The following is a 15,084-nucleotide window of genomic DNA, read 5'->3' on the forward strand; positions in this document are numbered from 1 at the left end:
CACGGCGTCGTGGCAAGGGTTCGGACAGGGGTACGCGCGATGGGCGCCGTGCTTGCGGCAGTGCTCGCGGCCTCCCTCGCGGGATGCAGCAGCACCGGTGGCAAGCGGGCGGAGGAACGTGCGGCCCGGGCCGCGGCCGAGGGCCGCGCCGCGGTCGACACGCCCCGCTGGACCTTCGCCATGGTCACCCACTCCGGTGACGGCGACACCTTCTGGGACATCGTCCAGCGGGGAGCCGAGCAGGCCGCCGTCAAGGACAACATCAAGTTCCTGTACTCGCACAACGACGAGGCGCAGCAGCAGGCCCAGCTGATCCAGGCCGCCATCGACCAGAAGGTCGACGGGCTGATCGTCACGCTCGCCAAGCCCGACGCGATGAAGGACGTCGTCGCCAAGGCCGTCCGGGCCGGCATCCCGGTGATCACGGTGAACTCGGGCTCCGCCGAGTCCAAGCGCTTCGGCGCGCTCAGCCACATCGGCCAGGACGAGTCCATCGCGGGCGAGGCGGTCGGCGACGAGCTCAACGCGCGCGGTCGCAAGAAGGCCCTGTGCATCCTGCACGAGCAGGGCAACGTCGGGCACGAGCAGCGTTGTGCCGGGGCGAAGAAGGCGTTCGACGGGCAGATGCAGAACCTGTACGTCGAGGGCACCAACATGCCCGACGTCCAGGCGTCCATCGAGGCCAAGCTCCAGGCGGACAGGAGCATCGACGCGGTCGTCACCCTCGGGGCGCCGTTCGCGGACGCCGCCGTCAAGGCGAAGAAGACCGCGGGCAGCGCCGCCGAGATCGACACCTTCGACCTGAACGCCAAGGTCGCCGCCGCGCTCCAGGACGAGTCGCTCGGCTTCGCGGTCGACCAGCAGCCCTACCTCCAGGGCTACGAGGCCGTGGACCTGCTCTGGCTGTACCGCTACAACGGCAACGTGCTCGGCGGCGGCCGTCCGGTCCTCACCGGCCCGCAGATCATCACCTCGAAGGACGCCGCCGAACTCGCCCAGTACACGAAGCGGGGGACTCGATGAGCGCGGCCGCCCCGGCCGACGCCGACGAGAGACTGCTGCGCACCTCCCCGCTGCGCAGACTCCTCGGCCGCCCCGAGCTCGGCTCGGTGGTCGGCGCCGCGGCCGTCTTCCTCTTCTTCTCGATCGTCGCCGACAGCTTCCTGCGCGCCTCCAGCCTCGGCACGGTGCTGTACGCCGCCTCCACCATCGGGATCATGGCCGCGCCGGTGGCGCTGCTGATGATCGGCGGCGAGTTCGACCTCTCCGCGGGGGTGCTGGTCACCAGCTCGGCGCTGGTCTCGTCGATGTTCAGCTACCAGATGACCGCCAACGTCTGGGTCGGCGTCCTGGTGTCCCTGCTGGTCACGCTGGCCATCGGCGCGTTCAACGGATTCATGCTCACCCGCACGAAACTGCCGAGCTTCATCATCACGCTCGGCACGTTCCTGATGCTGACCGGTCTCAATCTGGGCTTCACCAAGCTGATCAGCGGAACCGTCTCGACCAAGACCATCGGCGACATGGAGGGCTTCGACTCGGCCCGCCGGGTCTTCGCCTCGCAGTGGACGATCGGCGGCGTGGAGTTCAAGGTCACCATCCTGTGGTGGGCCGTCCTCGTCGCGATCGCCACCTGGATCCTGCTCCGCACCCGCTTTGGGAACTGGATCTTCGCCGTCGGCGGCGAGGCCGACGCGGCCCGCGCGGTCGGTGTGCCGGTGATCCGTACCAAGATCGGGCTCTACCTCGGGGTGGCCTTCGCCGCCTGGGTGTCCGGACAGCACCTGCTGTTCTCGTACGACGTGGTGCAGTCCGGCGAGGGCGTCGGCAACGAGCTGATCTTCATCATCGCCGCGGTCATCGGCGGCTGCCTGATCACCGGGGGCTACGGCTCCGCCATCGGCTCCGCGATCGGCGCCTTCATCTTCGGCATGACCAGCAAGGGCATCGTGTACGCCGAGTGGAACCCGGACTGGTTCAAGTTCTTCCTGGGAGCCATGCTGCTCCTGGCCACCCTGCTCAACGCATGGGTACGCAAGCGCGCGGAGGCGACGAAATGACGGCCCCCCAGTCCCCGGGCGCCCCGGGCGGGCAGGACGCGCCCCGCCGGGCCCTCGTCGAGCTGGACCACGTCAGCAAGTTCTACGGCAACATCAAGGCGCTGACGGACGTCTCGCTGGAGGTCCACGCGGGGGAGATCTCCTGTGTGCTCGGCGACAACGGCGCGGGCAAATCCACCCTGATCAAGATCATCGCGGGGCTGCACCGCCACGACGCGGGCGCGTTCCTGATCGACGGCGAGGAGACCACCCTCGTCAACCCGCGCGACGCCCTCGACCGCGGCATCGCCACCGTCTACCAGGACCTGGCCGTGGTGCCCCTGATGCCGGTGTGGCGGAACTTCTTCCTCGGCTCCGAGCCGACGACCGGCGCGGGCCCGTTCAAGCGCCTCGACGTACGTCTGATGCGCGAGACGACCCGTTCCGCACTGCTGCGCATGGGCATCGACCTGCGCGACGTGGACCAGCCGATCGGCACCCTGTCCGGTGGTGAGCGCCAGTGCGTCGCCATCGCCCGGGCCGTCCACTTCGGGGCCAAGATCCTCGTGCTGGACGAGCCGACCGCCGCGCTCGGCGTCAAGCAGTCCGGGGTCGTCCTCAAGTACGTCGCCGCCGCGCGCGACGCGGGTCTCGGCGTGGTCCTCATCACGCACAATCCGCACCACGCGTATCTCGTCGGTGACCGGTTCGTGCTGCTCAAGCGCGGCGCCATGGCCGGGAGCCACACGAAGACGTCCATCTCGCTGGACGAGCTGACCCGTCAGATGGCGGGCGGCAGCGAGCTGGAGGAGCTCGGTCACGAGCTGGAGCGGGCGTCGGGACCGGCCGGGACGGGCCCGGGGAACGAGGCGTAGGACGCGTCCGGGAGGGCCGTCGCCCGCCCGCGGCGCGGCGCCGACGCCGCCCGCCCGGAGCCGGGTGCGCCGCCCCGGGGGCCCCGACAGTGGCAGAATCGAGCCCGACGGGCACCGTCCGCCGCCGGGACCACCCGCCCCGGCCCACCAACCCCGCAGGGACGATGAGCACGTACCGCGACTTCACCCACCGCGGCTCCGCCCGCGCCACCGTCCTGCGGACCGTGGGCACCCGCGAGCGGCGCTCGCACCTCACGGCGCCGAGGGTGCCCACCGTCGGCATCGACATCGGCGGGACGAAGGTGATGGCCGGGGTCGTCGACGCCGACGGCACGATCCTGGAACAGCTGCGCACCGAGACACCGGACAAGTCCAAGAGCCCGAAGGTCGTCGAGGACACCATCGTCGAGCTGGTCCTGGACCTGTCCGACCGGCACGACGTCCACGCCGTCGGCATCGGGGCGGCGGGCTGGGTCGACGCGGACCGCTCCAAGGTGCTGTTCGCCCCGCACCTCGCCTGGCGCGACGAGCCGCTGCGCGACGCGCTCGCCTCCCGTCTCGTCGTGCCGGTCATGGTCGACAACGACGCCAACACCGCCGCGTGGGCGGAATGGCGGTTCGGAGCCGGCCGCGGCGAGGACCACCTCGTCATGATCACGCTCGGTACCGGTATCGGCGGCGCGATCCTGGAGGAGGGCCGGGTCAAGCGGGGCAAGTACGGGGTGGCCGGCGAGTTCGGCCACATGCAGGTGGTGCCCGGCGGACACCGCTGCCCGTGCGGGAACCGGGGCTGCTGGGAGCAGTACAGCTCGGGCAACGCCCTCGTACGCGAGGCCAGGGAGCTGGCCGCGGCCGACTCCCCGGTGGCGCACGGCATCATCGAGCGGGTCAAGGGGAACATCCCCGACATCACCGGGCCGCTCATCACCGAGCTGGCCCGTGAGGGCGACGCGATGTGCGTCGAACTCCTCCAGGACATCGGCCAGTGGCTCGGCGTCGGCATCGCCAACCTGGCCGCCGCGCTCGACCCCTCCTGCTTCGTCATCGGCGGTGGTGTCAGCGCCGCCGACGACCTGCTGATCGGCCCCGCCAGGGACGCCTTCAAGCGGCATCTCACCGGCCGCGGCTACCGGCCCGAGGCAAGGATCGCGCGGGCCCAGCTCGGCCCGGAGGCGGGCATGGTCGGCGCCGCCGACCTGGCCAGGCTGGTGGCCCGCAGATTCCGTCGCACCAACCGCCGTCGCGTCGAGCGGTACGAGCGGTACGCGCAGATCTACGACCAGGCCGCGAGCACCATCCGCAGCACGCGCAACACCCGCACCTCCTAGGGACCTCCACAGACATGACCGCAGCCGAGCACCCCGTCCTGCCGCGACCGTCCTCGCCGCCCGACGACGACCGGCCGCCGCAGGAGCGGCGCCGGACGATCCGCCGCCGTCTGATCACGGCGACCATCATCGTGCTGCTCATCGGTGTCCCGGCCGGCTACCTGCTGATCTCCGCCGGACAGAGCCGCCGCTCCGGGCAGAACAAGGAGGCCGAGGCCTCCGTGCAGGGGCTCCGGGAGGGCTGGCCGTCCCGGCTGCAGCGCCGGATCTACGAGCTGCCGATGCCCGGGAACTCGGCCGATGTGCAGTACTACGAGACCAACAACTGGAAGGTCAGCCGACTGTACGTGGAGTTCCGCACCACGTCCGCCGGACTCGACCGCTTCCTGAGCCGGCTGGGCAGCGGGCGTTCCGCCCTGGAGACGGGGGAGGTGACCGTAGGCGCCCGGGACCGGGAGGTCTCCGGGTGGTCCTTCAACCCGGGTGTCCAGTGGGCGGGCACCACGCACACCAACAAGGGGACCCGGCCCACCCAGGACATCACCGTGAACATGGCCGATCCGATGAACCCCGTCGTGTACGTGGTGTCCACGGCGACTCCCTGATCCGGGCCGGCCGGGCCCGCCGGCGGGCGCGCGGGCCCTGTCGGCGTCGGACGCGTCAGGGCCTGCCGGTCAGATAGCCGCCCATGGAGGTGAAGTACTCCGTCGCGGGCATCTCCCGGCCCTCCTCGGTCCGTACGCGGGTCAGGGCCAGGCCGTGGTTGCGGCCGGTGCGGGCGTCGGCCCCGGCGACGATCACCACGCCGTCGCCCTCGCGGTAGAAGACGCGCCCGGGCGTGCCGCCGTAGCGGTTCTGGGACACCACCGCGGCGAGGACCTCCAGCCGCCTGCCCCGGTGGTAGGTGAAGGCGCTGGGGTACGGCTCCGACTGGGCGCGGACCAGCCGTTCGAGGTCCTGTGCCGGCCAGCTCCAGTCGATGCGGATGTCCTCGGCGGACCGCTTGTGGAAAAAGCTCGCCAGGGAGCGGTCCTGTGCGGTGAACTCGGTCCGCCCGGAGGCGATGAGGTCGAGGGCGCCGATGGTGACCGGGGCGATGAGGCCGACGGTCTTGTGGAAGAGGTCGGTGGCGGTGTCCTCCGGGCCGACCGGGACCGCCTCCTGCCGGACGATGTCGCCGGCGTCGAGTTCGTCGTTCATCATGTGCGCGGTGACACCGACTTCGGACTCGCCGTTGATCAGGGCCCAGATCAGCGGGGAGAAGCCGGCGTACTTGGGCAGCAGCGAGTCGTGGACGTTCAGTGTGCCGTGGCGCGGGAGGCCGAAGACGCGCGGGGGTATCCAGGTCCGCCAGTTGTTGGCCACGATGATGTCCGGATCGGCCTCCTCGAGGAGCCGGAACAACTCCTCGTCGTCGGGGCGGTTGCGGATCAGCACCGGGACGTCGTGCTCCTCGGCGAGGTCGGCGACCGAATCGCTCCAGATCTTCTCGTAGGCGTGCTCGCTCCGGGGGTGTGTCACGACCAGCACCACGTCGTGCTCGGAGTCCAGGAGGGCTCGCAGGGTTCGATGCCCCCAGGTCTGGTAACCGAACATGACGACCCGCATGGGGTTCCTCCTCAGGACAGGGATGGACCACCAGTGAGTAAAGCAAGGCTTACCTTAGCTTTCAACCATACGATTTAAGCCACTGGTTGATGGGTTGTCAGTTACCGGTCATCCGTTTTGTCCTGTCGACAGAGCGGCGTGATGAGCTTAGGCTCACCTAAGTTCTGCTGGGCAGTCCTGTCGGCGTGCCCACGTCCTTCCCCCTTCCCCCGCGCCTGACAGGCGGCTTTCCCGCACGATGGGAGTGACATGTCACAGGTTCTTCCTGACGACGCACCACCGGTCCACGACCTCATCGGCATCGGCTTCGGCCCCTCCAATGTGGCCATGGCGATCGCCCTCGGCGAGCACAACGCACGCGTCGACGGGCGGGAGTCGCTCAGCGCTCACTTCTTCGAACAGCAACCGCGCTTCGGCTGGCACCGGGGCATGCTGATCGACGACGCCACCATGCAGGTGTCCTTCCTCAAGGACCTGGTCACGCTCCGGAACCCCGCCAGCGAGTTCAGCTTCCTCTGCTACCTGCAGAGCAGGGACCGGCTGATCGACTTCATCAACCACAAGAACCTCTTCCCTCTGAGGGTGGAGTTCCACGACTACTTCGAATGGGCCGCGGCCAAGGTCGACGACCAGGTCTCCTACGGCCACGAGGTCGTCTCCGTCACGCCGGTGGTCCACGACGGTGCCGTGGACCACCTGGACGTGACCGTCCGTTCGGAGGAGGGGCTCCGGGTCCACCGGGCCCGCAACCTCGTCATCGGCACCGGACTGCGCCCCCTCGTGCCGGAAGGGGTGGAGCGCGGCGAACGCGTCTGGCACAACTCCGACCTGTTGCGCAAGGTCGAGGCGCTGGAAGGCGCCTCGCCCTCGCGGTTCGTCGTCGTGGGCGCCGGGCAGAGCGCCGCCGAGAGCGTCGCCTACCTGCACCGCTGCTTTCCCCGGGCCGAGGTCTGCGCGGTCTTCTCGCGCTACGGCTACAGCCCCGCCGACGACAGCAGCTTCGCCAACCGGATCTTCGACCCCGGGGCTGTCGACGACTACTTCGCCGCGCCCGACGGTGTGAAGGACCGGCTGATGGCCTATCACGGCAACACCAACTACTCCGTCGTGGACATCGACCTGATCGACGACCTGTACCGGCAGATGTACCGGGAGAAGGTTCTCGGCACCGAACGGCTGCGCTTCCTCAACGTGTCCCGGGTCGCCGGGGTGGAGGAGACCCCGGACGGAGTCCGTGCCACCGTGGAGTCCCTCGTCACGGGCGAGGAGACGCTGCTGGACTCCGACGTCGTGGTGTTCGCCACCGGCTACAGTCCCGCCGATCCCGTCGGCCTCCTCGGCGAGGTCGCCGACCGCTGCCTGCGCGACGACGAGGGCCGCCTCCGCGTCGAGCGCGACTACCGCATCGCGACCGACCCGGGCCTCCGTTGCGGAATCTACCTCCAGGGCGGGACGGAGCACACGCACGGCATCACGACGTCCCTGCTGTCCAACACCGCGATACGGGTGGGCGAGATCCTGGACTCGCTGCTCGGCAGCGGTCTCAAGTCCACCTCCGACGAGGCCCGTCCGGCCGTCCGCGGCACGGCCTGATCCATGGACCCACTTCGTTCCGGCCGTGAAGTGTCCCACCGGCCCCGCGGCGTCGGTGGATCAAGGGGATAACGTACATCGACATGTGCACGACTGCAGTGGAGCTTTCCGCGCCGACGGGTACGATTCGGGCCCGTCGGCGGCGGGTGGTGGGCCTGGGCACGCTGGTGGCGGTCCTCGTGGTCGCGGCGGCGGTGTCGCTGGCCGTCGGCGCGCGCGCGTTGAGTCCGGCCGAGGTCTGGCACGGGCTGTTCGCGACGCCCGAGTCCGATCGGCGGCTCACCGAGATCCGGCTCATCGTGCAGACCGTGCGGGTGCCCCGGACGGTCCTCGCCCTCGTCGCGGGTGCCGCCCTGGGCGTCGGTGGTGCGCTGATCCAGGGATACACGCGCAACCCGGTCGCCGACACGGGGCTGCTGGGGGTGAACGCGGGTGCCTCGTTCGCCGTGGTGTCGGTGATCTCCGTGTTCGGCCTCACCAACCCGTTCCAGTACGTCTGGTTCGCCTTCGCGGGGGCGGCGGTGGCCGGCGTCGTCGTCTTCGGTCTCGCCAGCATCGGCCGCGGGGCGGGCAATCCGCTGACGCTCGCCCTGGCCGGGCAGGGGATCACGGTGTTCCTCGCGGCGATGACCACGGCGGTCGCGCTCTCCGACCAGAAGTCGCTGAACGCGCTGCGGTTCTGGAACGCGGGCTCCGTGGCCGGTGTCCGGTTCGACGTCATCTGGCCGGTGACGGCGTTCATCGCGCTCGGGCTGGTCCTGGCACTCACCACGCTGCCCTCCCTCAACCTGCTCAACCTGGGCGACGACGTGGCGCGGGGGCTGGGCGTGAACATCGCGCTGAGCCGGACCGTGGGCATCCTCGCCATCACCCTGCTCGCGGGCGCGGCCACGGCGGCCTGCGGGCCCATCGCCTTCCTCGGGCTCATGGTGGCCCACGTGGCCCGGTATCTGGCCGGGCCGGACTACCGCTGGCTGGTGCCGTACGCGGGACTGCTCGGATCCGCGGTCCTGCTGGTCTGCGACATCGTGGGGCGGCTGGTGGTGCGGCCCGGCGAACTGGACGCGGGAGTCGTCGTCGCGCTGCTCGGGGCCCCGTTCTTCGCGGGCCTGGTGTGGCGGGGAAAGTTCAAGAACGCGTGAACGGGACAGACGTGAATCCTTCGGTGGCGCCGGGCGTACGGCTCGGCCCGGTCTCGTTCGTGTGGCGGCCCCGGCTCGTCCTGGTCACGCTGGTGCTGGTGGCGGCGACCTTCCTGGTGTTCTGCGTCTCCATCGCCGTCGGGGACTTCCCCATCGGGCTGTCCCGGGTGATCGCCACCATCCTCGGCCGGGGCGAGCAGGTCGACGAGTTCGTGGTCATGGACCTGCGCATGCCACGCGCCCTTGCCGGTCTCGTGGTGGGGATCGCGCTGGGCGTGTCCGGGGCGGTCACGCAGTCCGTCGCGCGCAATCCGCTCGCCAGCCCGGACATCCTGGGGATCACCGGCGGTGCCGGCGCGGTCGCGGTGTTCCTGGTGACGGTGTCGGGCGGTGCCGCCGCGACGGTCGTCAGCTCGGTGGGCCTGTCCGCGGCGGCGCTGCTGGGCGGTCTCGGCACCGGTCTTCTCGTCTACTTCCTGGCGTGGCGGCGCGGGATCGACGGCTTCCGGCTCATCCTCATCGGCATCTCGGTGGGCGCCGCCATGGAGGCGATCACCACCTGGCTGCTGGTCTCGGCCGACATCAAGGACGTGGCCAGGGCCCAGGCGTGGCTGGTGGGTTCGCTGGACAACCGGTCGTGGGACGAGGTCGCGGTGGCGTTCTGGTGCACGCTGGTCCTGATCGTCGTCGTGGCCGGTGCCGCGTTCCAGTTCAGGCCGATGCACCTCGGTGACGACGTGGCCGCCGGACTGGGCGTCCGGTACACCCGGGTGCGGGCCGTGCTGCTGCTGTGCGCGGTCCTGCTGGCCGCCGTGTCGGTGGGCGCGGCGGGCCCGGTTCCGTTCGTCGCCCTGGTGGCACCGCAGGTGACGATGCGTCTGGCGAAGCACCCGACGCCGCCGATGGTGGCCTCGGGCCTGGTGGGGGCGCTGCTGCTGATCGGCGCGGACCTGGTCGCGCGCACGGCGCTGCCGATCACCCTCCCGGTCGGCGTGGTCACCGCGGCGATCGGCGGGCCGTTCCTCGTCTATCTGCTGGTGCGGGCCAACCTCAAGTAGATGGTATGAAGGTAAGGCAAACCTCAACAAGGGGGCTTCCTGTGGCCGCTCAGTTCATCACCGGGACCGGGACCGGGACCGACGCCGTCCCGCGGCTGGCGGCCAGGGGCGTCACGGTCGGATACGGCGGCCGGACCGTCATCGACGGCCTGGACGTGACGATCCCGCCGGGGGTGATCACCACGATCATCGGCCCCAACGGCTGCGGCAAGTCCACCCTGTTGCGCACCCTGACCCGGCTGCTCAAGCCCGCCGCCGGCGCGGTCGTGCTGGACGGCGAGGACATAGCCGGGCTCAGGACCAGGGACGTGGCGAAGAAGCTCGGCCTGCTGCCGCAGGCGCCGGTCGCGCCGGAAGGGCTGACGGTGGCCGACCTGGTCGCCAGGGGGCGCCACCCGCACCAGAGCTGGCTGCGGCAGTGGTCGTCGGACGACGCGGGTGTCGTGGCGCGCGCGCTGGCCATGACCGGGGTGTCCGAGCTGGCCGACCGCCCGGTCGACTCGCTCTCGGGCGGGCAGCGTCAACGCGTCTGGATCTCGATGGCCCTGGCCCAGGGCACCGACCTGCTGCTGCTGGACGAACCGACCACCTATCTGGACCTGGCGCACGCGATCGACGTGCTCGACCTCGTGGACGACCTGCACGAGTCGGGGCGCACCGTGGTCATGGTGCTGCACGACCTCAATCTGGCCACGCGCTACAGCGACAACCTCGTCGTGATGCGGGCCGGTGAGATCCTGGCCCAGGGGCATCCGCGTGAGGTGATCACCGCCGAGCTGCTGCACGAGGCGTTCGGGCTGCGCGCCAAGGTGATCGACGATCCCATGGGCGACCGGCCCCTCGTGGTGCCGATCGGACGCACGCATGTCCGGGCACAGGGCTGAGCCGCCCCGGAAGGAGCTCAGATCCAGCCCCGTTCCTTGGCCAGCAGACCCGCCTGGAACCGGTTGGCGGCACCGAGCCGCAGCATGATGTCGGCGATGTAGCGGCGGAACGTCCGCAGCGAGACACCCATTTCGCGGGCGGCCGCCTCGTCCTTGTCCGTCCGGGTGAGGACCTCCAGCACGCGGCGTTCGAGATCGGACAGCTTCGGCTGCCGCGCCGGGGGACCGTCCTCGGCGGGCAGGTCGTGGCCGGTGTCCCAGACCTGCTCGAACCAGGCGACCGTGTTGGCCACCACCCCGGGCTGACGGACGATCAGCGTCGCCTCGTCGTGGTCGTCCGGATCCACCGGCACCATCGCGACCCCGCGGTCCCAGATCGCCATCCGCCGGATCGCCTGCCCGGTGCTGCGCACCTCCCCGCCCAGGGCGACGAGTTCACGCAGGTACGCCAGGGTCCCCGGGTCGGCGAGAGCCATCGGCGTCACCACCGTGCGCCAGCGGATCCCGCGGCGCAACATCCGCAGGTCGGACTCCCTGGCCTCCTCGATGCTGCGGGACTGCCACGGCGTCGGCAGCAGCGACATGTGCTCGCGGAAGGTGAAGAACGCCAGGTCGGTGAGACGTTCCCGAATGGCGTCGACACCGTCGACGCGTTCGATGTCGCTGCTCGGCGACCGTTCCGTTCCCTGCTTGTGGTCGTCGACGAGCGGCGCGATCACGGCGCGCGTGGCGAGCACCTGGTCCGTGGCGGACTTGAGTTCGCCCAGACGCCGCTCCACCAGCCACTCCACGGCGACCGCGGGGTCGGAGACCAGCACCGTGTGCCGATCGGTGAGCCGGATCAGGCTGTGCGACTGCAGTTCGTCGAGGCCCTCGTCCACGGTGTCGCGGTCCCAGCCGAGCGCGCTGCACGCGTCCTCGGTGCCGCACTCCGGATTGCGCAGGAAATAGCGGTAGAGACGGAGGTGCTCATCGGACACCCCGACTGCCGTCAGACTCATTTTCTCCCCCTGCGGGCCGCCCGGTCGGCGTGCCCGTTGGCAGCAACATGCCAGCGGCTGCCCTTTCTGACAGTAGAGCAATGATCGTCCGCGCAGCAGGCTCGACGCATGCCCAAGAAATTCGCCCCGGCGGACCGCGCCACGGCGGCCGCCCCCTCAGCCCACTCGACCGGACCACGCACCGGGAACCCGGACACGGCGATACGCCTCGACGGCGTGACCAAGGTGTACGGCAGCGGCGCGAACGCGGTGCACGCGCTGCGCGGCATCGACATCGCCATCACGCGCGGCAGCTTCACGGCCGTGATGGGCCCCTCCGGCTCCGGCAAGTCGACCTTCCTGCACTGCGCGGCCGGCCTCGACCGGCCGAGCGGCGGCACGGTGACCCTCGGGGACCAGGAGCTGACGGCCCTCGGGGAGACCGCGCTGACCCGGATGCGCCGGGACCGGATCGGCTTCGTCTTCCAGGCGTACAACCTGATCCCCTCGCTGACCGTCGAGCAGAACATCACGCTCCCGCTGCGCCTCGCCGGGCGCCGCGCGGACGCCGCCCGGCTGGCGCGGATCACCGACCAGGTCGGACTCACCGGACGCACCGGAAGCAGGCCCGGCGAACTCTCCGGCGGCCAGCAGCAGCGCGTGGCGATCGCCCGCGCCCTGATCACCGGTCCCGAGGTGGTCTTCGGCGACGAGCCGACCGGCGCGCTGGACACCATGACCGCCAAGGAGGTCCTCGGGCTGCTCCGCCGGACCGTGGACGGCCTCGGCCAGACCGTCGTGATGGTCACGCACGACCCGGTCGCCGCCGCGTACGCCGACGCCGTGCTGTTCCTCGCCGACGGACAGATCGCGGACACGATGCTCGCGCCGACCGCCGAGCGCGTCGCCGACCGCATGAGCCGCCTGGGAGCGTGGGCGTGATGCTGACACTCGCGCTGAGCACCCTGCGGGCCCGCAAGGGGGCCTTCGCCGGCGCCTTCGTGGCCCTGATGTTCGCGGCGGCGCTGGTCACCGCGTGCGGGGCGCTGCTCGACACCGGCTTACGCGGGACGATCCCCACCGAGCGCTACGCGGGGACGCCCGTCCTGGTCACCGCCGACCAGGAGCTGCACTGGACGAAGGTCAAGAAGGGCAAGACGAAGGAGAAGTCGAAGCCGCTGACCGAACGCGCCTGGCTGGACGAGGACCCCGCCCTGCTGAAGAAGCTCGCGGACGTCCCCGGGGTGCGCGAGGTGGTCACCGAACTCACCTTCCCCGCACAGGTGATGGGCCCGGAGGGCCCGCTCGGCGAGGGAGCCTCGTGGGGCCACGCCTGGGGCTCGGCCCGGCTCACGCCCTTCGCGCTGCGCGAGGGCCGTGCCCCCGCCGGGCCGGACGAGATCGTCGCCGACGCGGGCAGCGGACTGCGCACCGGCGCGAGGGTGACCGTCCAGTCCACGGGCGCGCCCGCGGTGTACCGGGTCGTCGGCGTCGCCGCGCCCACCGGCCGGGACGCCCTGCCGCGCCAGTCGACGCTCTTCTTCAGTGAGAAGGAGGCGCGCCGCCTGGCCGGGCACCCGGGGCAGGTCTCCGCGCTCGGCCTGCTCACCTCCGCGGGCGCCGCGACGGGCGACGTCCACGACCGGGTGGTCGCGGCGCTCTCCGGAACCCCCTTGAAGGCGCGGTCGGGCGAGGGACGCGGGTCCGTCGAGTTCATCGACGCCGACAAGGCTCGGATCAGCCTGATCAGTCTGGGCGGCGCGATGGGCGGCACGTCGCTCCTCGTCGCGCTGCTGGTGGTGGCCGGTACCTTCGCGCTCTCCGTGCAGCAGCGGGCCCGTGAACTGGCGCTGCTGCGGGCGGTCGGGGCGACCCCGCGACAGCTGCGCCGGATGGTGGGGCGCGAGGCGATGGTCGTCGGACTGCTGGCCGGGGTGCCGGGAGCCTGCGCGGGGTTGGTCCTGGCCCGCTGGATGTACGGACGGTTCGTCGAGGTCGGAGCGCTTCCGGACACCCTGGAGCTGACACTGAGCGTGTTCCCGCCCGTCGTGGCGGTGCTGGCGACGCTGCTCGCCGCGTGGGGTGCGGCCCGGGTGTCGGCCCGGCGGCCGGCCCGGGTACGACCGACCGAGGGGCTCGCGGAGGCGGCGCTCACGGTCCGTCGGCAGGGTCCCGGCCGCGTGGTCGGCGGTGTCCTCGCCGCCGTCGGATACGTCGTCCTGGTCCTGGTCCTCCCGGGGCTGGAGACCGACGCCGCGGCCACCCCCGTGACCTTCTTCTCGGTGATCCTGGCGACGGGCGCGATCGCGCTGCTCGGCCCGTCGATCGCCGGGCTCGCGACGGGAGTCATGGGGTGGGTCGTCCAGCGGGTGTCGCCGGCGTCCGGGTTCCTCGCATCGCGGAACGCCCGCACCGACCTCCGCCGGATCGCGGCCGTGGTCACCCCCCTGAGCCTGGCCGTGGCGATGGCCTCGACGATCCTGTTCACACAGACGACGACGAGCCACGCGGCGGGGGAGCAGGCCGAGTCGGGAACGAAGGCGCCGTACGTCCTCGCGGCCTCGGGGCCCGGTGTCCCGTCCGGGGCGGCCCAGGCCGTGCGCGGGCGGTTGCCGGGCGCGACGGCGACGGAGGTCATCCGTACCACGGTCCGGATCGGGCAGGACAAGTTCTCCGCCCAGGGCGTGAGTTCGCGGGATCTGACCCGTACCGTCGATCCGGGCGTCACCTCGGGCACCCTGGCCACGATGAGCGGTGACACCGTGGCGTTGAGCGACCTGGCGGCCCGGACGAGGCACGCACGGCTCCAGGACCGCGTGACGGTCACGCTCGGCGACGGCGCGAAGAAGGAGCTGAAGGTGTCCGCGATCTACGAACGCGGGCTCGGCTTCGGCGATGTGCTGCTCCCGCACCGGCTGGTGGCGGAGCACGTCGACAACCCGCTGTCCTCCTCGGTCCTGGTGGCCGGAGTGCCCGGCCGCGACGAACTGGCCGCCGCCCTGAGCGGCTTCCCTGCGGTCCGGGTCCTGGACCGTGCCGACGTCGAAGCCGCCCGTCGCGGTCAGGACGGCGCCCAGGCCCAGGTCAACTACATCGCGATGGGGCTGGTCATCGCGTTCACCGGGGTCGCGGTGGTCAACACACTGGTGATGGCGACATCGGCCCGGCGGCGCGAATTCGCCCTCCTGCGGATGATCGGCGCGACCGGCCGCCAGGTGCGTGTGATGCTCCGCTGGGAAACCCTGATGGTCGGTCTGCTGGCGATCGGGCTGGGGACGCTGGTCACCTGCGCGACGCTGACGGCCTACAGCCTGGGCATGACCGGCCAGGCGACGCCCTACGCGCCGCCGCTCTCCTTCGCCTTCGTCGTCGCGGCGGCGGCGGCCCTCGCCTTCCTCTCCACCGCCCTGCCCGCCCGGGCGGCCCAGCGGGCGGACAGGTCCGGGCCGGGCGGGCAGTGAGCGCGCGGGCCCACCGCTGAGCGGTGAAACCGGGCGGATCCTGTGCTCAACGCGCCGACACATGGGGACAGTTCGAAAGTTAGGGTAGGCTGACCTCACTTGTGCAGGATACGGTT

At 71.1% G+C, this 15,084-nt stretch carries 13 protein-coding genes; 11 read left to right on the forward strand and 2 right to left on the reverse strand.

What is annotated here, in order from left to right; genetic code table 11:
* The first annotated feature begins 39 nt into the window (after positions 1–39).
* The 5 genes from ACF1CT_RS23470 (at position 40) to ACF1CT_RS23490 (ending at position 4,847) form a co-directional block, all read left to right on the forward strand.
* On the forward strand, positions 40–1,023 hold the full coding sequence (locus ACF1CT_RS23470) for a sugar ABC transporter substrate-binding protein (RefSeq protein WP_391785871.1): 984 nt from the start codon (positions 40–42) through the stop codon (positions 1,021–1,023).
* Positions 1,020–2,060, forward strand: a complete 1,041-nt coding sequence (locus tag ACF1CT_RS23475) for an ABC transporter permease (protein ID WP_391785872.1) — start codon at positions 1,020–1,022, stop codon at positions 2,058–2,060. The genes ACF1CT_RS23470 and ACF1CT_RS23475 overlap by 4 nt, the downstream gene beginning before the upstream one ends.
* Positions 2,057–2,914, forward strand: a complete 858-nt coding sequence (locus tag ACF1CT_RS23480; RefSeq protein WP_391785873.1) for an ATP-binding cassette domain-containing protein — start codon at positions 2,057–2,059, stop codon at positions 2,912–2,914. Before ACF1CT_RS23475 ends, ACF1CT_RS23480 begins: the two co-directional genes overlap by 4 nt.
* Positions 2,915–3,078: 164 nt before the next feature.
* Positions 3,079–4,242, forward strand: coding sequence for an ROK family glucokinase (locus ACF1CT_RS23485; protein WP_391785874.1), 1,164 nt, complete (start codon positions 3,079–3,081; stop codon positions 4,240–4,242).
* A 14-nt stretch (positions 4,243–4,256) separates the two neighbouring features.
* Complete coding sequence (locus ACF1CT_RS23490) at positions 4,257–4,847, forward strand: hypothetical protein (RefSeq protein WP_391785875.1); 591 nt, start codon at positions 4,257–4,259, stop codon at positions 4,845–4,847.
* A 55-nt stretch (positions 4,848–4,902) separates the two neighbouring features.
* On the opposite strand, the gene ACF1CT_RS23495 is transcribed toward ACF1CT_RS23490, so the two are convergent.
* Positions 4,903–5,850, reverse strand: coding sequence for a methionyl-tRNA formyltransferase (locus ACF1CT_RS23495; RefSeq protein WP_391785876.1), 948 nt, complete (start codon positions 5,848–5,850; stop codon positions 4,903–4,905).
* A 249-nt stretch (positions 5,851–6,099) separates the two neighbouring features.
* Between ACF1CT_RS23495 and ACF1CT_RS23500 the strand changes: the two genes are divergently transcribed.
* From ACF1CT_RS23500 to ACF1CT_RS23515, 4 genes are all read left to right on the forward strand, one after another.
* On the forward strand, positions 6,100–7,443 hold the full coding sequence (locus ACF1CT_RS23500) for a lysine N(6)-hydroxylase/L-ornithine N(5)-oxygenase family protein (RefSeq protein ID WP_391785877.1): 1,344 nt from the start codon (positions 6,100–6,102) through the stop codon (positions 7,441–7,443).
* Positions 7,444–7,526: 83 nt separating this feature from the next.
* Entirely contained in the window at positions 7,527–8,585 is a 1,059-nt protein-coding gene (locus tag ACF1CT_RS23505) for a FecCD family ABC transporter permease (RefSeq protein WP_391785878.1), read from the forward strand.
* Complete coding sequence (locus ACF1CT_RS23510; protein ID WP_391785879.1) at positions 8,582–9,643, forward strand: FecCD family ABC transporter permease; 1,062 nt, start codon at positions 8,582–8,584, stop codon at positions 9,641–9,643. Before ACF1CT_RS23505 ends, ACF1CT_RS23510 begins: the two co-directional genes overlap by 4 nt.
* Before the next feature lie 41 nt (positions 9,644–9,684).
* Entirely contained in the window at positions 9,685–10,527 is an 843-nt protein-coding gene (locus ACF1CT_RS23515; protein WP_391785880.1) for an ABC transporter ATP-binding protein, read from the forward strand.
* 17 nt (positions 10,528–10,544) lie between these two features.
* Here ACF1CT_RS23515 and ACF1CT_RS23520 read toward each other — a convergent pair whose 3' ends face one another.
* Positions 10,545–11,528 (reverse strand): response regulator transcription factor, encoded by a 984-nt coding sequence (locus ACF1CT_RS23520; protein ID WP_391785881.1) that lies wholly within the window; start codon positions 11,526–11,528, stop codon positions 10,545–10,547.
* A 108-nt stretch (positions 11,529–11,636) separates the two neighbouring features.
* Here ACF1CT_RS23520 and ACF1CT_RS23525 point away from each other — a divergent pair, with 108 nt between their 5' ends.
* Positions 11,637–12,449, forward strand: coding sequence for an ABC transporter ATP-binding protein (locus tag ACF1CT_RS23525; protein ID WP_391785882.1), 813 nt, complete (start codon positions 11,637–11,639; stop codon positions 12,447–12,449).
* Positions 12,449–14,968 carry an FtsX-like permease family protein gene (locus tag ACF1CT_RS23530; RefSeq protein ID WP_391785917.1) on the forward strand — a complete coding sequence of 840 codons (2,520 nt, stop codon included), beginning with the start codon at positions 12,449–12,451 and terminating at the stop codon, positions 14,966–14,968. The genes ACF1CT_RS23525 and ACF1CT_RS23530 overlap by 1 nt, the downstream gene beginning before the upstream one ends.
* Positions 14,969–15,084 lie beyond the last annotated feature (116 nt).

The sequence above is a fragment of the Streptomyces sp. NPDC014734 genome, assembly GCF_043083325.1.
Taxonomy (GTDB): Bacteria; Actinomycetota; Actinomycetes; order Streptomycetales; family Streptomycetaceae; genus Streptomyces.